This window comes from Aliiglaciecola sp. 3_MG-2023, assembly GCF_030548205.1.
Lineage (GTDB): Bacteria > Pseudomonadota > Gammaproteobacteria > Enterobacterales > Alteromonadaceae > Aliiglaciecola.
In genome coordinates this window covers 125,094-143,363 of record NZ_JAUORV010000007.1, presented here as the reverse complement: position 1 = coordinate 143,363, position 18,270 = coordinate 125,094, and the positions used below count along the sequence as shown (strand labels likewise).

Here is an 18,270-nt window from a genome sequence, read left to right as displayed (position 1 = left end):
AAATTATGAATCTAATTGAAATTGCGGTGAGACGTCCGGTAACCGTGTGGATGTTCACCTTAGCAGTACTGCTATTCGGCTTTGTTTCTTTATCACGTTTATCATTAAACCTGTTACCGGAGTTATCCTACCCCACACTTACAATTCGCACAGACTATGTGGGTGCAGCGCCTGGGGAAATTGAGCAATTAGTCAGCAAACCCATTGAAGAGGCCGTGGGCATTGTCAAAGGGGTGCGTAAAGTTACCTCGGCTTCAAAAGCAGGACAGTCAGATGTCGTTTTAGAGTTTGACTGGGGTACTGAAATGGATATGGCCAGCTTAGAGGTAAGGGAAAAGCTCGATGTTCTGTTATTGCCCCTGGACGTTAAACGGCCGCTGTTATTGCGATTTAACCCAAGTTTAGATCCGGTCATGCGCTTTGGACTTGGCGCAAACAAGGCAAATTCTGATAACGCCAGCTCTGCTAATCCTTCTTTTTCACAACAACCAAGTATGGATGAAGGGAGTATGAAGCGGATCCGGACCTACGCTGAAGAAGATATCAAGCGTAAGTTGGAGTCCGTTGAAGGAGTCGCTTCCGTGCGCGTCGGAGGAGGTCTGGAAAACGAGATCCATGTTTTGATCGATCAGCATCGCACGAGTCAATTAAACATTCCGTTAGCCGAGATAATCAAGCGTTTAAAAGATGAAAATGTCAATGCTTCCGGAGGCCGTGTCGAAGACGGTTCACAGGAGTATATCGTCAGAACCCTCAACCAATTTAAATCTTTAGACGACATGCGTAACTTGTACATTGCCACACGTGATGGCAGACACATTCGTTTAAGTGATGTGGCAGAAGTAAATAACGCCTACAAAGAACGTTCATCCGTCACCCGCTTTGATGGATTTGAAGGCGTTGAAATTGCCATCTATAAAGAAGGCGATGCCAACACGGTTAACGTGGCTAATGCAGTAAAAACTAGGCTTGAAACCTTAAATCAAACATTGCCTGAAAACTACCAAATCCAAATGGTCTACGATCAATCTTTGTTTATTGCCAGTGCTCTTGAGGAAGTGAAATCGGCTGCCATCATAGGCGGAATCCTGGCCATGTTTGTGTTGTATTTTTTCCTGAAAAACATCTGGCCTACGTTAATAATTTCCATTTCCATTCCCGTGTCCATAATTGCCACCTTTAACTTAATGTATAGTTACGATATTAGTTTAAACATTATGAGCTTGGGCGGTATTGCCTTGGCTATTGGTTTATTGGTTGATAACAGCATAGTGGTGCTGGAAAATATCGACAGGCATAAAAAACACAATGCCAATACATTAGAGGCTGCTGCCCAGGGAACAAAAGAAGTATCAATGGCCATAGTCGCCTCCACCCTCACCACTATGGCAGTATTTTTCCCATTGGTATTTGTTGAAGGCATTGCAGGTCAATTATTTAGTGATCAAGCCCTTACGGTGACCTTTGCACTTGCGGCATCCTTAGTAGTGGCACTCACCCTGATCCCAATGTTAGCTGCAAGAGAAAAATCTCGTCGCCCAAGCAAAGAAGTTGATTTAGGTCCTAGGAATATTAAACAAAAACCATCGGGTTGGTTACAACTAACCGGTTACTACCTGCTATTACCATTCACTCTTTTAGCAAAACTGCTGTTTTATGTGCTCCCGCTAGTATTAACAAGCCTGATTTTAGCTGTATTTAACGGGCTATCCAAATTGTTATCCGCACTATTCAAACCCGTACTATGGCTTTTCGATAAATTCTACAAGCTAATATCAGCAGCCTATTACTATAGTCTCAATGTTGCTATGCAAGCACGCTTTGCAGTAGTCGCCATTGTGCTCGCCTGCTCTGCATTATCTCTGTTACTTTTGCCTAAAATTGGATTGGAATTGATCCCGCCACTGGCTCAGGGAGAATTTGATGTGGAGATTACCTTACCAACTGGCTCTAAGTTAGAAAATACTGATGCAGTGCTAGCGTCGTTGGCTACCTTTACGCAACAACAACCACAGGTTGCACGCACGTATTCATTAGCTGGCACCGGCAGTTTAATGAATGCCTCTCCCTCACAAGGTGGTGATCATTGGGGAAAATTAAATGTGGTAATGGCCAGTGAAGCTTCAGCTGAAGATGAACAGCAGGTTATTGCTGCCATGCGCCAATATTTGAGCAATCAAGCGGGATTGCAAAGTAAATTTGGTACCCCCGAACTATTTAGTTTTTCCACCCCACTGATGATTGAAATATCTGGATACGACCTACAAATGTTAAAACGTTACGGTGACAAACTTGCACAAGTGCTGTCTGAAAATGGACGATTTGCGGATATCAAAAGCTCCCTGCAAAATGGTAACCCAGAATTAAGGGTACTCTTTGACCATGCCAAGCTAGCGCAACTAGGTTTGAATGCACCCGATGTGTCTAAATTGATTGCAGCTAAGATTGGCGGCGAAGTAGCCAGTCAATTTAGTATTGATGATCGCAAGATAGATATTTTAGTGAGAAACCAACATACCCAACGAGACTCCATTCAAGATATCTCTCAAATTGTCGTCAATCCGAATAGCGCCAATGCAATTCCATTAGCTGCGGTTGCCTCGATTGAAATGTCGGTAGGCCCAAGTGAAATAACCAGAGTCGGTCAACAGCGGGTTGTATTGGTTAGTGCAAACCTCAACTATGGTGATTTAGGAACCGCAGTAATTGACGCCCAATCAGCCATAGAAACTCTCAATCTACCAGTCAGTTTACAAGCTAGGGTCACAGGTCAAAGTGAGGAAATGGAAGCGAGCTTTAATTCTCTATATATGGCATTAGCCCTAGCTATTTTCATGGTGTATTTGGTCATGGCATCACAATTTGAGTCCTTACTACATCCATTCTTAATTTTATTTACCGTGCCTATGGCCTGTGCCGGTTCAATTTACGGTTTATATTTAACCAATACCAACATCAGTGTCGTGGTGTTTATTGGCCTCATTATGCTCGCAGGTATTGTTGTAAACAACGCCATAGTATTAATTGATCGCATTAATCAACTACGTGCAAATGGGGAAGAAAAAATAGCAGCCATTAAACAAGCTGCACATAGCCGCTTGCGGCCAATTCTTATGACCACTCTGACCACAATTTTGGGCTTGCTGCCCATGGCCATTGGCTTAGGTGAAGGCTCTGAAATTCGCACACCTATGGCTATCACAGTAATATTTGGCCTGTTGTTCGCCACGTTTCTTACCTTATTGATGATCCCAGTCTTATACAGCCTATTTGATCGCAAAACTTTCGCCGCAGATAACGACAAGACGACTATTCAACACACTAAAACTGATACAAATGAGGTGGTGTATGGATAAGTTCGCCCATGCTGGCGCTGCATTGGCAAGCTTTGCCATACGACGTCCGGTTACCATCTCAATGGTGTTCTTTTCATTGTTAATCATGGGGTTGGCAGCCAGTCGACTGTTGCCATTGGAGAAATTTCCAGGCATAGATTTTCCGGAAATATTCATCCAAGTTCCCTACAAAGATGCAACGCCGGCGGAAATCGATAAAATGATCACTCAGCCCGTGGAAGAGGCGTTAGCCACTATGTCGGGAATTAAACGCTTGCGCTCCCGTTCTACGGAAAATAATGCGGAAATTCAAATTCGCTTTGATTGGGATGCCAATATTAAAGCCAAAAGCATAGAAGCCCGAGAAAAAATCGATGCGATACGCCATCTGTTACCAGAAGATGTAGAACGGGTATTAGTATTTAAATTTAATTTGAAAGATATGCCGGTTTTTCAACTCAGATTGTCCAGTGACCGCGATATTTCCAATTCCTATGACTTACTTGAACGTAATCTAAAAATGCCCATAGAACGCATTAAAGGTGTCTCAAAAGTAGAGTTGTACGGGGTTCAGAAAAAACAAATCTCCATTCGTTTAGATCCCCAACGTATAGCAGCACTGCATATCGATACTGGAAAATTAACCAAAACCTTAAGGGACGCTAACTTTTCCATGACGGCCGGTCAGTTTTTTGATTTAGACCAAAAAATCACCGTTAATCCAGTGGGAGAATACCGGAGTATACAGGAAATTGAAGATCTTATTGTTCAGCCCAATGTGCGCTTAACCGATATCGCCACCGTTAAATATGAAACCCCACGGGCGGAAGAAGGACGCCATTTAGATCGCACCCATGCCATTGGTTTAAATATCTTTCGAGAATCCGGTGCGAATTTAGTCGCGGTATCCGATGCGGTTATGCAAGAAATTGAAAAAGCCCGCAATAGCACCGCGTTCAATGGCATTAACCTATTTATTATGGATGATGAGGCTGACTCGGTCACCACCTCCCTTCAAGACTTACTTAATTCAGGCCTGATCGGTGCAGTATTATCGATCATTGTTTTGTATTTATTTTTACGCAACTTAGCCACAACCTTGGTAGTGGTATTGTCTGTGCCCTTTGCAATATGCATAACATTAGCCTGCATGTATTTCTTAGGTTATACCCTCAATATTCTGTCATTAATGGGCTTGATGTTAGCGGTAGGCATGTTAGTAGACAATGCTGTGGTAGTCACAGAGAGCATTTTTCAAGTCAGAGAAGACGAACCTGACCCAGTGGAAGCAACGAAGAAAGGCGTCGCTTTGGTAAGTTTGGCGGTGATCGCTGGAACGGCTACCACAGCCATCGTTTTTTTACCCAATATTGTAGGGGCCAAAGAAGAAATTACGGTGTTTTTAGAACATGTAGCCGTGTCTATCTGTATTTCATTGTTTGCTTCTTTGATTTTAGCGCAAACGCTCATTCCATTATTAACCACAAAGTTGAAAATAAAACCTAAGCCAAAACATATTAAGCCATCAAAACTGAAAGCCTTGTATAGGTCTATCTTAACCTGGACCCTTGCAAACCAAGGTAAGACGGCATTGATTGCAGTACTGATTTTAGTGAGCACTATAATCCCCATGAACCTGTTGAAAAGCGATGAGCAAAACAATGGTAACAATGGTCGTATTTGGTTGAATTACAATGTCCAGGCTAATTACAGCCTTCAGGAAGTAGAAAAGACAGTAGTTAAAATGGAGGACTATTTATACGCCAATAAGGAACGCTTTTACATTAAGCAGGTGTACAGTTATTTCACCACAGGTGAAGCACAATCAGGCATTACGTTAGAAGATGATATCCCCATTAAAATTGCAGATCTTAAAAAACGCATTAAAGATGAATTTCCTGCATTTGCACGGGCAAAACCGTCTTTCCAGTGGAATGAGAGCAGTGGCGGCGGCGTCAAAATATCATTATTCGGACAGTCATCTGAAACCTTAATGGAAATTGCCAATGAAATTGTCCCTGTATTGGCAAGTGTTGACGGTTTAACCGATGTTAAAGCGGATATAGATGGTCAAAACTACGAGTTACAAATTAAGGTTGATAGGAACAAGGCCTTTCGATTTGGTTTAAACACTCAGGATGTGGCGACTATGATCAGTACAGCACTGCGCGGTTCAAACCTACGCACATTCAGAAATGCCAGTAATGGAGAAATAGATATTCGATTGCTTTACGATGAAACATTGCAAACATCCATCGATGGGCTACGTAATTTAATTGTGTTTAGAAACCTTGAGCAAAATGTCACTCTGGATATGTTGGCTGATTTAACCATCAAACCAAGGATGTCTCATATTCAGCGAGACGGCAGACAAACAGCATTGAGCATAGGCGCAAATTTAGAAAGCGACCTCACCATTGAAGAAGCAAAAGAACGCATTGAAGCCATTATGGCCAATGTGCAACTTCCCAACGGTTACTCTTGGGCGTTAGACGGCAGTTTCCAGCGCCAGGACGAAGACGAAGGGGTAATGATCACAAATATGCTTTTAGCTGTCTGCATGATTTATATTGTTATGGCTGCGCTTTTCGAATCCTTATTATTACCCACTTCGGTATTAACCTCGTTGATATTTTCATTTACAGGCGTGTTTTGGGCATTCTTAATTACCGGCAACCCCATGACGGTAATGGGCATGATAGGCATGTTAATTTTAATGGGAATAGTGGTGAACAATGGTATCGTCTTGGTCGACCGGATTAATCAATTGGTTAATCAAGGTTTAGCAGTTCACGATGCCATCATTGAAGGCTGTCTTACCCGAGTTAGGCCCATTTTAATGACCGTATCTACTACTGTACTTGGACTTGTTCCCCTGGCGTTGGGTGATGTGAGCATTGGCGGTGACGGCCCGTCTTACTCTCCAATGGCTATCGCCATAATAGGCGGTTTGCTATTCAGTACCTTAACTAGTTTATTTTTAGTCCCTTTAACGTATTTATTGCTGCTTAAATTACGTCGCAATACCGTACAGATGATATCGGATAGTAAACACCTAGTGGCGAAAATTACCGGAGCTTGAGGAATCGATAGAAAATGGCGCTCATAATGTCTCTTCATGAGCGCCTTTATCGGCCGAAGGCTCTTAATTGGCTGATGGCTCTCAACTGGCCGAAGGCTCTTAATTGGCTGATGGCTTTTATAAGCTAATTAAGAGCCTTAAAAGGCGGTTTACTGTTAATGGTTTGCTGTTAGCGTTTATCTGCTAATTTGTCCATTAGAAATGCTATGGCGGCCTTTTCAGACGGCGCAAAGTCACCATCGGCATTGGCGATTTCTTCAGCCAACTTTAAAGCTTGTAATTTCATCCAGGGATCTGACAATAGAATCGCGCGATGGGCTAAAAAGTTTTCAATTTCGTCTTCCGCAATGGCATCGACGACTTTCCTTTCAAGGGTAGTGTAATAATCTAGTTTATCGATATCGCTAGACCATTCCAGTTGTGCTAACCAGTCCTGCATATAGCGCCTTTCTTGCTCGTCAATCACGCCATCAATCATCACAAACATAAGCGCAATATCAAATAAAGCCTGACGTTGAATTTGATCTTTACACTGCCCCAAGTCTAACGCTTGAATAAAAATGGTAAACCTCATCAACTTACTCCATGGTGTTTTATAATCCAATCTACAGTATCCTAGTCCAAACTATCCTAATCTGCTAATCCAAAATGGTTAAATCTACCCAACAAAATCAAACGAATCATTGCATTGTCGGACTTATCAACCCCAAAAGTCCTACCAATGTAGGGGCAACATTACGAGCTACAGGGTGCTATTGCGCCAAATCAATTGTGTATACTGGCAAACGCTATGAACGCGCTAAAAACTTCGCCACTGACACCAAAAATGCCAATACACACATTCCGTTAATTCCTAAAGAAACGCTATTTGACGACTTACCAGAGGGTTATCAAAAAATCGCATTTGAATTAGTCGAGGGAGCAACACCACTACCCCATTTCCAACATCCAGAGAAGGCAATGTATATTTTTGGGCCGGAAGACGGTTCGATACCACAACAGGTTCTGAATCAATGTGATGACGTAGTTTACGTCCCTACGAAAGGTTGCATGAATTTAGCAGCGTCAGTGAACGTACTCTTGTATGACCGAATGGCAAAACAACAAGACACCATATATTCCGATGACATCATTCGCAGCAGCCGAGATACCAATAATAAACTTAAACGAAAAGTGCCTTTTCCTGTGAAATAGTCAGTCAAATCAATCCAAACACAAAATAATTACAAATTTATAACATACTTCCTTTCTAAATAGGCTTAATTATGCATTAATTGAGAAACAGCACCTTTTACGCTGTTTCCATTGTTGTCGATAAAAAAGGAACTCTACTATGTCTGAAGATACCCGGATTCCCCGTAACCCAGAGAATGATCACACTGTTGAAATGGCAAAAACCCGACGGGAGTTTTTGAAACAAAAAACCGGGGCGGATTTAAAATACACAGGTGAATTCAGTATCGATCCCGGGGTTTTACCCGGCAATGTAGAAAACTTTATTGGTATTGTGCAAATGCCTGTAGGTATCGCTGGCCCAGTGCAAATAAATGGTGAAAGTGCTAAAGGTTTATTTTACGTTCCCCTCGCCACGACAGAAGGTACCTTAGTGGCCAGTTATAGCCGAGGAATGCGGGTAATAAACGAATGTGGCGGAGTAAAAACCACAGTTGTGGAAGGTTGGATGCAACGTGCTCCAGCGTTTATTTTCGAAGATGCCAGACAAGCCCGTGATTTTGGCCAATGGGTAGAGCACAACTTTGAACATATTAAAGCCGTATCTGAGTCTACAACCAGTATTGGTAAATTAGAACACATTCAACAATGGTCTGTGGCAAAAACTCAGTATTTACGGTTTAACTACACAACAGGTGATGCGGCCGGCCAAAATATGGTGGGTAAAGCAACCCTAGTGGCATGTGAATGGATCAAAGCCAACTCCCCTATTCCATGTATGTATTTGCTTTCTGGCAATATGGATACAGATAAAAAACACTCCCATTTAAATATGCTGCACTCCAGAGGAAAACGCGTCATTGCTGAGGTGATATTGAAAAAAGAGGTGTTAGCACGGGTAATGAACGTCGATACAAAAGTATTAGCAGGAGCCACCACTCTGGCCAATAATGGCGCTCAATTAGCGGGGGCAGCTTATAATGGTCCTCACTCTGCGAATGGTATTGCTTCACTATATATTGCCACTGGCCAAGACGAAGCAAACGTAGTTGAGTCTCACGCTGGTATGCTATCCCATGAATTGCTCGATAACGGTGATTTTTATCTAGCCGTAACCTTACCTTCATTGATTGTAGCCACCTTTGGTGGTGGAACAGGGTTACCCACTCAACACGAATGTTTACAGTTACTCGATTGCGTAGGTAAAGACAAAGCCAATAAATTCGCTGAAATTGTGGCGGCAACGGTATTAGCCGGCGATATTTCACTGGCCTGTGCTGTCATCGCTGGTCATTGGGTTAGCAGTCACGACAAAATGGGTCGTAATCGCTAAGCTCATATAACATCAAAAAATTAACGCAAAGCGCCTGGGAGACCGGGTGCAGTGCAAATTGTGCCTATAATTAAAAGCCAGATACGGTTTAGGTTTCCCCTTTAAATTAAATTTATTTTAGGATCATTTAAACCTTTTCATCTTCACCTTCGACTTACTCTCTGATTGTTCTAATAATTTCAGAGAAAATGTCATGAAAATTGAAGATACCAGTGGGCAAGACGTCGTACTGGCGAATAAAAAAAATAAAAAACCCTTTATCATCATCGTCGTCGTTGGTATTGCCTTATTAGCCAGCTATTTTACCCTAGCCCCCGCGTTGAGTAATTGGTCAAGTTCCGACTATTCCATTTCAGCTAAGCGCTTGCGACTTGGTACGGTTCAAAAAGGTAACCTGGTAAGAGATTTATCAGTTCAAGGTCGAGTGGTGGCGTCGGTTAGTCCAAGACTTTACAGCCCTGCTCAAGGCACCATTACCTTTAAAGTAGATGCTGGCGATTCAGTGAAAATGAATCAAGTGTTGGCATTAATTGACAGCCCAGCTTTGACCAATGAACTAAAACAAGAAGAGTCCAGCTTACAACGTTCGCAAATGGAATTAGATCGGGAAAAAATACAAGCTAAAAAACAAGCGTTAGAAAATCAAAAAGCAGTGGATCTCGCTTTAGTCGCCTTAACCGCGGCTGATCGGGAAAAACGCCGGGCTGACAAAGCTTATGCAACCCACTCTATCAGTCAGATCGACTATGAAAAAGCCCAAGATGATTTACAAAATGCCAAACTCGTCCACCAACATGCGGTGCGAGATGCCCAATTAAATCAAGAAAGTCTGGCCTTTGAAATTCAAACTAAACAATTGCAACTGGCTAGACAACGACTGCTGGTAGAAGAATTAACCCGCAAAGTCGACGAATTGACTATGCGCTCTCCAGTCAATGGCATCGTCGGCAATTTAGCTGTTCAGCAGAAAAATCAAGTAACCCAAAATCAGCCGATTTTAAGTGTAGTGGACTTATCGGAATTTGAATTGGAAGTTGATATTCCAGAAAGCTATGCAGACGATTTGGCAATAGGTATGCCTGCAGAGGTCAGTTTCAATGGCGAAACGCATTCAGCCACTCTGGTCACTATCTCACCTGAAATTGAGAACAATCAAGTGAACGGAAGAGTGCGTTTCGCCGCCCAAAATGCCGCTGGAGAGACCTTAAAGCAACCTCAAGGATTGCGTCAAAACCAGCGTTTAACCACCCGTATTCTGATGGAAAGCAAAGCGGATGTGTTAATGGTGCAACGAGGACAATTTCTTGACAGTGGTAGTGGTCGAATTGCTTATCTAGTGAAAGATGGTATGGCGGAAAAAACCACAATTTCCACCGGTATCCGCAGCCTGTCAAATGTTGAAATCATGCACGGTTTAAATGCAGGTGACACCATCATTATTTCTGGAACAGAACAATTTAACGGTGCCCAACGAATTCTTATCACCAATTAAAATGCTCGGTCGTGAATACCCAAAATGAAAATTCTAGCGACAAAAATTCAAAAAAATAATAGAAACGAATAAGGAAAGTAGATGCTAACCATGACAGACGTAAAAAAAGTGTTTCGTACCGATCTCATTGAAACCCATGCCCTACGTGACTTTAATTTGCAGGTAGATGAGGGCGAGTTCGTAGCCGTCACCGGCCCTTCAGGCTCAGGAAAAACCACCTTTTTGAACATCGCGGGCTTATTAGAAACCTTTGAAGGTGGCACCTATCAGTTAGATGGTCAGAATGTAAGTCACCTAAATGATAGACAGCGCAGCCAACTCAGAAATGAAAAAATTGGGTTTATTTTTCAAAGTTTTAATCTTATCCCAGATTTAAATTTGTTCGATAACGTAGACGTGCCTCTGCGTTATCGCGGTTTCAAACGTAATGAACGTAAAAAGCGCATCGAAGAAAGTTTAGAATTAGTGGGGTTAGCTAATCGTATGAAACATCTACCCTCACAACTTTCTGGAGGCCAGCAACAGCGTGTTGCCATAGCACGTGCCCTTGCTGGTAATCCGAGGTTTTTACTTGCCGATGAACCAACTGGTAACTTAGATACTAAAATGGCATTAAGTGTATTGGAGTTATTGAAACAAATTAACCAGCAAGGTACCACTATCGTGATGGTAACCCACGATCAGCATTTAGCCTCCCAAGCCAAACGCAACATTTATGTGCGTGATGGTCAGGTAAGTGAAATGAGTGGCATCGCCGAGCCTGCTCATATAGAAATGCATCAAGCTGCCATAGGCTAAGGAACAACAATGTTTACTTATTATCTTCGCTTGGCCATGAAAAGTATTAAACGCAATCCTATTCTCAGTGCCTTAATGATTACCGCGATTGGCCTTGGCATTGGCGCAAGCATGACAACGGTTACCGTTAACTACCTGATGTCTGCCAATCCTATCCCCCATAAAAGCGAGCAACTTTTTTACGTGCAATTAGACAGTTGGTCTGAGTTCGAACCTGCTAGAGAGCCTAATGAACCACCCGATCAAATTACCTGGACGGAAGCGACCAACTTAATGCAGGCCAATCAAGCCTATCGACAATCGGCGATGGCATCTACAGGTGGCGTAATTGAACCCCAAGGGCAAGATGAAAAACCATTTATGGCCAGTATTCGGCTGGCTTTTTCAGACTTTTTCCCGATGTTTGACGTCCCCTTTTTATACGGTAGTGGCTGGCCAGATAGCAGTGATAAAAACCGAGATTACGTGGTTGTGATCAGCAAAGCCACAAATGAACGAGTGTTTGGTGGTGAAAACTCTATTGGCCGCACCATACGAATTGTTGGTGAAAATTTCCGAGTTGTGGGGGTATTAGATGATTGGCTTTTAGTGCCACGCTTTTACGATGTTACCACAGGGGCATTTGACGAAACCGAAGAAGTCTTTATGCCCTTTTACATGAAACAAGAACTAGAGCTGACCAATGGTGGCAATACCAATTGTTGGAAGACCCCTGAGGGTGAGGGATTCACTGCATTTTTACAATCTGAATGCGTGAACTACCAAATGTGGGTCGAACTAAGAAACGATAATGAAAAAGCTCAATACATGAACTTTCTAGACAATTATGTAAATGAGCAAAAGTCTTTAGGTCGCTTTGCCCGCCCACTAAACAACCGCCTTTCAAATGTGATGGAGTGGATGGAAAATCAAGAGGTAGTTGCCGATGATGCGCAGATCATGATGTGGGTGTCCTTTATGTTCTTATTGGTTTGCTTGCTAAATACAATAGGTTTGCTGTTAGCCAAATTTACTGGCAAAGCCGCAGAAATTGGTTTACGCCGAGCAGTAGGCGCGTCAAAAACCGACCTATTTATTCAGCATCTGGTGGAAACGGCTTGTATTGGTATAGCCGGCGGAATTTTGGGCTTAGGCTTGGCCTACTTAGGGCTGGAGGGGATTAAGTCATTGTACGGCGAATTCGTACAAAATTTAGTTGGATTAGACGTGACTATGATGGCCAGCGCTATTTTGCTCGCCCTAGTATCGAGCATATTGGCTGGCATGTACCCCACTTGGCGGGCTTGCAATATCGCGCCAGCCAGCCAATTAAAAAGTTAACAAGGAGAATACGATGAGCTCTAACCAATGGGAAATCGGTCCAATTTTTCGCGCCTTAATGCGCAATAAAGTAGGTGCTATTTTAATTGCCATTCAAATTGCTGTGACTATGACCATAGTAGTGAATTCAATATTTATCATTCTAGAACGAGCACAGCGCATTGAACGAGATAGCGGTATTGATGAAGTGAATAGCTTTTATCTCACCACCACAGGTTTCGGCGAAAACTTTGATCCTAAAAGTACCGCGTTTAATGACTTAGAATTGATTAGAAATACACCTGGGGTATTAGACGCAATCCAAATTAATGCCATCCCTGTTAGTGGCAGTGGCTGGTCAATGAGTTTTCAAACTGAGCCTGGGGAAGAAAAAGAAACGCAAGGGGGCGCCATTTACATGGTGGATGAGCACGCTATAGATGCGCTCGATTTAGAAGTGATTGCTGGAGAAAACTTTCTCCCCATTGACGTAAGATTCCGGCAACCAGGGGTAAGAGATTGGCCAGACAATGTGCTGATCACCAAAGTACTAGCGGAGTCTTTGTTTCCCGATACGCCCTATCAAAATGTGGTAGGTAAAACCATTTATATTAGCCAAACTGAACCCATGATCGTAAAAGGTATCGTCGATAAAATTCAGGCACCTTGGGTAGGTTGGGATGACTTAGAGCACACAGTACTGACACCTGAGATAACGGGTTTCGAATCAAATAGATATTATGTCCGAGCACAAGCTGGGCAGCGTGACGCAATTATGCCGGTTATTGAAGAGGCGCTAGCGTCGTCAAATAAACAACGTATTATTCGCGGTATGCGCACCGTTCAGGAAACCCGAGAACGCAGCTACCGTGGTGACACAGCGATGATAAAAATACTGTCAACGACCATGGTTATTCTCACCATAGTTACAGGGTTAGGAATTGTTGGTTTAGCTAGTTTCAGTGTCAATCGTCGGAAAAAACAAATTGGCACGCGTCGAGCGTTAGGCGCAAGCCAAGGTTCAATAGTACGCTACTTTATGATTGAAAACTTTTTGATAAGTACGGTCGGGGTGAGTTTAGGTGCGGCATTGACCGTTATTTTAAATATGCTATTAGTGGAAATGTTTAGCCTAAATGCATTGGATTGGTATTTCGTGCCTGCAGGTATGATAGTACTTTGGGTTGTTGGCCAACTTGCGGTGTTTGGCCCCGCCAAAAAAGCGGCAACTATTCCGCCAGCAATGGCGACCAGAACCGTCTGATAAATAAAAAAGCGGAAATTCATTGCAAGAATTTCCGCTAACAACTTCTACTTAGGAAAGTTGGGACAAAAGGTCCTAAAATTATTTCGCTTTTTTAAGCTGCTTTTTCAATTTAGCTAGTTTGTTTTTTTGCTTAGCGATTTTAGCTTTGCTGGTCTTAATTTTTGCTTTTAATGTTTTTGCTTTAGCCATGATGGCATCTCCTGAATAAAAATAATCAAAACAAGAACAGGGATCGATTAATCTTGATCCTTATGTTCTTTTAAAAAATCACGAATAAACCGCCGGACTTCACGGGCTGCACTAGTGTCTAGCTCTTCACAAAGCATGACAAACTCCGCTCTTTCCTGATCATTAATCCTAACTATTAACTGGCTATTCTTTTTCTTTGATTTTTTGTGCTGCAAAATAATCTCCAAATCACCATTAAATTGAGAGGTTTAACTACGTGATAGAATGATAGTGACAGATACCAAAATGATAGTCAATGTATATACATTGTATATCCATTTAAAAGATAGCTATTCATAATTATTTTATAACCACACCTTTAATTTGTGCGAATAGGTGCAGATCCTTGGCTAACTTTAAATGCTGAAAAGATTTTTGTGTGATTTGACTGAGGATAACGCTACTACCCACTTTCAATTTTAAAATAACACTACCGCTTTGGGTAAACTTGAAATCCAGTAGTTGTGCCGGAAGTACATTGAGGATACTGCTATCAGAGGCTCGGGTTAGGCTCACACTCACATCCTTTGCGTGTATAACCACTTTCATTCGTTGCCCGGCGGCTTTGTTTGTGATGCTGACCCAAAGCCGCCCGGCGGGTGTTTCTATGGCACTAACATGTTGTTGTACATCAACTAGATCAACTTTGGCACTAAGCACACTTTGCAGATCCGGTCCTAAGGTTAACGATTGATTTAGATCAGTAAGCAACTCGCTAGTCGTCCCCTGCCCCGTCACTCCCGTTTTGTCCATTAACACAACCTGTTTAGCTAATCGAGCTAATTCAGATTTAGAATGGGTAACATAAATAACGGGTATGGATATTTGCTCTAGTAAGGGTTCGAGGTAATCTAAAAATTGACTTTTAAGCTCATCATCTAGAGCGCTGAGGGGCTCATCCATTAACAATAGATCCGGCTGTGTCGCTAAGGCTCTGACGATAGCCACCCTTTGCTGTTCACCACCCGACAACGTATTAGGAGCGCGCCTTAATAAGGGGGTTAACTTTAGTAACTCAATAAGCTGAGGGACATTAAAGCGTTGCTCTCGATTTTTATGGTTTTTCAATCCCCTATAAAAATAAATATTTTGTTCAACATTTAAATGCTCAAACAAACTAGGCTGTTGAAACACCATACCAATATGACGATTTTGAGGTGGTACAAAGGTATTTTCATTTTGCCAAAGATTATGTTCAAAAATAACCTGTGCATCAGTTAAATTATCTAACCCCGCAATAACCCGCAATAACGTTGTTTTTCCTGCACCAGAGGGACCAAACAAGACAGTTACGCCTTTAGATTTAAGGTCTAAATCAACCTTAATGGAGCGGCTATTTAGAGGTTTCATGAAACGAACCTGTAAACTCATTTATTCACCACTTTGTAACCTTTGTTGGTTGCATATACGATCAACAACAAAACAAACGAAAACAACAATAGTGCAGCAGCCAACCAATGAGCCTGTTGATACTCAAGTGATTCTACGTGTTCATAAATGGCGATTGAAACAACCTGTGTTTGGCCGGGAATATTGCCTCCAATCATTAATACTACGCCAAACTCGCCAAGGGTATGGGCAAACCCCAATACTGCAGCGCTAATGATGCCGGGTCTTAGTAACGGAACAACAATCCGAAAAAAGCGCTCAGACTTTGACGCACCTAAAGTAGCGGCTACGTCTAAAGGCCATTGTTGTAAATTCGTAAAAGCAGTTTGCAAAGGCTGAATCACAAAAGGTAAGGAATAAATACAAGAGCCAATAATTAAACCGGTGAAACTAAAAGCTAGATTGCCTGCTCCCAAAGCATTTGTTAATTGACCAAGCGTTCCATTTGGGCTCATTAAAATCAATAAGTAAAAGCCAAGCACCGTAGGAGGCAAAACTAACGGAAGAGCTATCATCGCTTCAAAAATAAATTTAAATCGCCACTTTGACTTAGCTAACCAGAAGCTCAAGGGAAAACCGATTATGAGTAATAAGAATGTCGAAATAAATGCTAATTTGATAGTTAGCCAGAAGGCAATTAAGTCAGCTGAATCCAACATTATGGCACGCCATATCCGCGCTGTTGAATAATAGTGCGCGCAGCTTCAGAGGATAAAAAAGTGATAAATTCAGCGCCAGCTTGTCGATGGGTAAGTAAAACGCCCTGTTGTTTGATTGGCTGATAGTCCTTGCTATCCAGCTCAGTGAAACGACTATCACGCTCTTGTTGCACCATCGACAAGGCAACAATGGCAACTTGCGCATTGCCTGATTTCACATATTGCAAAGCCTGATTGATATTTTCTCCCATGACGACTTTATGGGTAATTGATGTCCACACACCTTTGTGAACTAGCCATTGTTTTGCTGCTTCGCCATAAGGAGCAAGTTTAGGGTTGGCAATAGCAATGTGTTCAACGCCTTTATTGGTTAAATACCCTAAAGAGAACTGAGAAGACAGAATACCGGGATGAAATACCACTAACTTGCCATAGGCATAGGTAAAGGGTTTATTCTGTTTAGTTAACCCTAACCGTTGCAACTGTTTTGGACGCACATCGTCGGCAGAAAGAAATATATCGTAAGGTGCGCCGTGGGAGATCTGTGCAAACAATTTACCTGTGGAACCAGTGCTGATCAAAATTTGGCTGTTATGAGTCTGTTCAAACTCTGACTTTAAGTGCTTAAATGTCGATAAAAAGTTGCTGGCAACGGCCACGTGAAGGCTTTGATCGGCTGCAGCGTTATGCAAATAGAAAAGGGCTATGATCCCACATAGCACCTTGAGCAATTTGTACCTAACCTTCTGCGTTGGTCTTTTCATCTCATCTGCATGGCGTGGTTTACCAAGGTAAAATTTCACCATTTGAATGCCAAAAACTACCGGTATTATCTAAATTCAACTCTTCAATACGAGTTAATAATCGCCCTGCCGCATCTTGTGCAGAAATATCGCCTCCGTAACTCACCATTTCAGTTTGTACATACCCTGGGTGTAACAGTGCGACTGCAATTCCACGCTCTTTAAGATCATTGGCCATGGACACGCCAACAGCATTTAGAGCAGCTTTAGACATACGGTATCCGTAATAGCCACCAGAGCTATTATCAGCTAAAGACCCCATCCGACTGGTAATATGCGCTACTTTAGCGCCTTTTCTAAGCTGCTCGAGTAAAATTTGTGTGACGAGAAGAGGCCCCAACGCATTGACTCTAAACTGATGTTCAATGGTATGAGGATCCCATTCTTTTATAGAATCACGACCTAAAACACCCGCGTTATTAATCAGCAAGTCTATTTTCAAATCCTTTAATTTAGCTAATGCATTTGGTAACGTATCTGGGTTGCCTACGTCGACTTTTGTCACAACCTTAGCGCCACTTTTATCTAACTCGTCTGAACTATTGCGGCACAATGCATACACGTCCCAGCCCTGAGCTAAAAGTTGCTTTGTAAGCTCTAATCCAATACCGCGATTAGCACCCGTTATCACTGCATTTGGCATTATCCCTCTCCATTTTTTAAGGTTTGAATGAGTTTTTCTAAGTCTTCAGGCGTATCAATGCCTGTTGGTGGCGCTTTCTGTGCTTCATCTACGTGAATTTTTTCGCCATGCCACAACACCCGAAGTTGCTCTAAAGACTCCACATGTTCAAGCCCCGACGGTGCCATGTTCACATACTGTTTGATGAAGCCAGCTCGATAGGCATAGATACCGATATGGCGAAGATAAAAATCGCCAATTTCATCAATGCTATCTGCATCCATAAAGCGAGACCGATCATAAGGTATAGCAGCACGAGAAAAGTACAATGCATAACCCATTTTATCGGTAACCACTTTAACCACATTAGGGTTAAAGGCATCTTCAACATCGGTAATTTTGACGCCCAATGTGGCCATCTCAGCATCTTTATATTGAAATAGGTTTTCTGCCACCTGACGAATATTCGCTGCAGGGATAAAAGGTTCATCCCCTTGCACATTGACCACTAATTCATGGGCTAAAAGCCCCTCAACATCAACCACTTCGGCCAACCTTTCAGTGCCTGATTCGTGATGGGCGGCCGTCATACAATAATTGCCACCAAAGTCCGTCACTGTCTTCGCGATGCGAGCATCATCTGTTGCTACTATGACGCGCGTCGCCCCTGCTTCCAATGCTCTTTCATAAACATGTTGGACCATAGGTTTACCATTAATTTCAACCAATGGTTTACCTGGAAAACGGGTAGAAGCATAACGTGCAGGAATAATTACGGTAAATTTCATTG

15 protein-coding genes are annotated in these 18,270 nt (G+C 42.4%); 8 read left to right on the top strand and 7 right to left on the bottom strand.

The features are described from left to right. Positions 1 to 5 precede the first annotated feature (5 nt). Positions 6 to 3,356 carry an efflux RND transporter permease subunit gene (locus Q4574_RS10000; protein WP_303473936.1) on the top strand — a complete coding sequence of 1,117 codons (3,351 nt, stop codon included), beginning with the start codon at positions 6 to 8 and terminating at the stop codon, positions 3,354 to 3,356. After that, on the top strand, positions 3,349 to 6,417 hold the full coding sequence (locus Q4574_RS09995) for an efflux RND transporter permease subunit (protein WP_303473935.1): 3,069 nt from the start codon (positions 3,349 to 3,351) through the stop codon (positions 6,415 to 6,417). Before Q4574_RS10000 ends, Q4574_RS09995 begins: the two co-directional genes overlap by 8 nt. A gap of 169 nt (positions 6,418 to 6,586) precedes the next feature. On the opposite strand, the gene Q4574_RS09990 is transcribed toward Q4574_RS09995, so the two are convergent. Beyond that, on the bottom strand, positions 6,587 to 6,991 hold the full coding sequence (locus tag Q4574_RS09990) for a TerB family tellurite resistance protein (protein WP_303473934.1): 405 nt from the start codon (positions 6,989 to 6,991) through the stop codon (positions 6,587 to 6,589). A gap of 74 nt (positions 6,992 to 7,065) precedes the next feature. Between Q4574_RS09990 and Q4574_RS09985 the strand changes: the two genes are divergently transcribed. The 6 genes from Q4574_RS09985 to Q4574_RS09960 all read left to right on the top strand — a co-directional run bounded on the left by Q4574_RS09985 (position 7,066) and on the right by Q4574_RS09960 (position 13,776). Next, complete coding sequence (locus tag Q4574_RS09985) at positions 7,066 to 7,611, top strand: RNA methyltransferase (RefSeq protein WP_303473933.1); 546 nt, start codon at positions 7,066 to 7,068, stop codon at positions 7,609 to 7,611. 139 nt (positions 7,612 to 7,750) lie between these two features. Next, the gene (locus Q4574_RS09980; RefSeq protein WP_303473932.1) at positions 7,751 to 8,923 is read left to right on the top strand and encodes a hydroxymethylglutaryl-CoA reductase; all 1,173 of its coding nucleotides are present in this window, start codon (positions 7,751 to 7,753) and stop codon (positions 8,921 to 8,923) included. Positions 8,924 to 9,116: 193 nt separating this feature from the next. Continuing rightward, a complete protein-coding gene (locus Q4574_RS09975) occupies positions 9,117 to 10,415 on the top strand; it encodes an efflux RND transporter periplasmic adaptor subunit (RefSeq protein ID WP_303473931.1) in 1,299 nt (432 codons plus the stop codon). An 81-nt stretch (positions 10,416 to 10,496) separates the two neighbouring features. Next, positions 10,497 to 11,213: an ABC transporter ATP-binding protein gene (locus tag Q4574_RS09970; RefSeq protein WP_303473930.1), complete on the top strand. Its 717-nt coding sequence runs from the start codon at positions 10,497 to 10,499 to the stop codon at positions 11,211 to 11,213. 9 nt (positions 11,214 to 11,222) lie between these two features. Continuing rightward, a complete protein-coding gene (locus Q4574_RS09965; protein WP_303473929.1) occupies positions 11,223 to 12,533 on the top strand; it encodes an ABC transporter permease in 1,311 nt (436 codons plus the stop codon). Between the two features lie 13 nt (positions 12,534 to 12,546). Then, positions 12,547 to 13,776, top strand: a complete 1,230-nt coding sequence (locus tag Q4574_RS09960; protein ID WP_303473928.1) for an ABC transporter permease — start codon at positions 12,547 to 12,549, stop codon at positions 13,774 to 13,776. Positions 13,777 to 14,015: 239 nt separating this feature from the next. Here Q4574_RS09960 and Q4574_RS09955 read toward each other — a convergent pair whose 3' ends face one another. From Q4574_RS09955 to kdsB, 6 genes are all read right to left on the bottom strand, one after another. Continuing rightward, positions 14,016 to 14,183, bottom strand: coding sequence for a hypothetical protein (locus tag Q4574_RS09955; protein ID WP_303473927.1), 168 nt, complete (start codon positions 14,181 to 14,183; stop codon positions 14,016 to 14,018). 124 nt (positions 14,184 to 14,307) lie between these two features. After that, the gene (gene modC / locus Q4574_RS09950) at positions 14,308 to 15,378 is read right to left on the bottom strand and encodes a molybdenum ABC transporter ATP-binding protein (protein WP_303473926.1); all 1,071 of its coding nucleotides are present in this window, start codon (positions 15,376 to 15,378) and stop codon (positions 14,308 to 14,310) included. After that, positions 15,375 to 16,055, bottom strand: a complete 681-nt coding sequence (gene modB / locus Q4574_RS09945) for a molybdate ABC transporter permease subunit (protein WP_303473924.1) — start codon at positions 16,053 to 16,055, stop codon at positions 15,375 to 15,377. The genes modC and modB overlap by 4 nt, the downstream gene beginning before the upstream one ends. Beyond that, on the bottom strand, positions 16,055 to 16,819 hold the full coding sequence (gene modA, locus Q4574_RS09940) for a molybdate ABC transporter substrate-binding protein (RefSeq protein ID WP_303473923.1): 765 nt from the start codon (positions 16,817 to 16,819) through the stop codon (positions 16,055 to 16,057). The genes modB and modA overlap by 1 nt, the downstream gene beginning before the upstream one ends. A gap of 19 nt (positions 16,820 to 16,838) precedes the next feature. After that, entirely contained in the window at positions 16,839 to 17,501 is a 663-nt protein-coding gene (locus Q4574_RS09935) for an SDR family oxidoreductase (RefSeq protein WP_303473922.1), read from the bottom strand. Next, positions 17,501 to 18,268, bottom strand: coding sequence for a 3-deoxy-manno-octulosonate cytidylyltransferase (kdsB, locus tag Q4574_RS09930; RefSeq protein WP_303473920.1), 768 nt, complete (start codon positions 18,266 to 18,268; stop codon positions 17,501 to 17,503). Before kdsB ends, Q4574_RS09935 begins: the two co-directional genes overlap by 1 nt. Positions 18,269 to 18,270 lie beyond the last annotated feature (2 nt).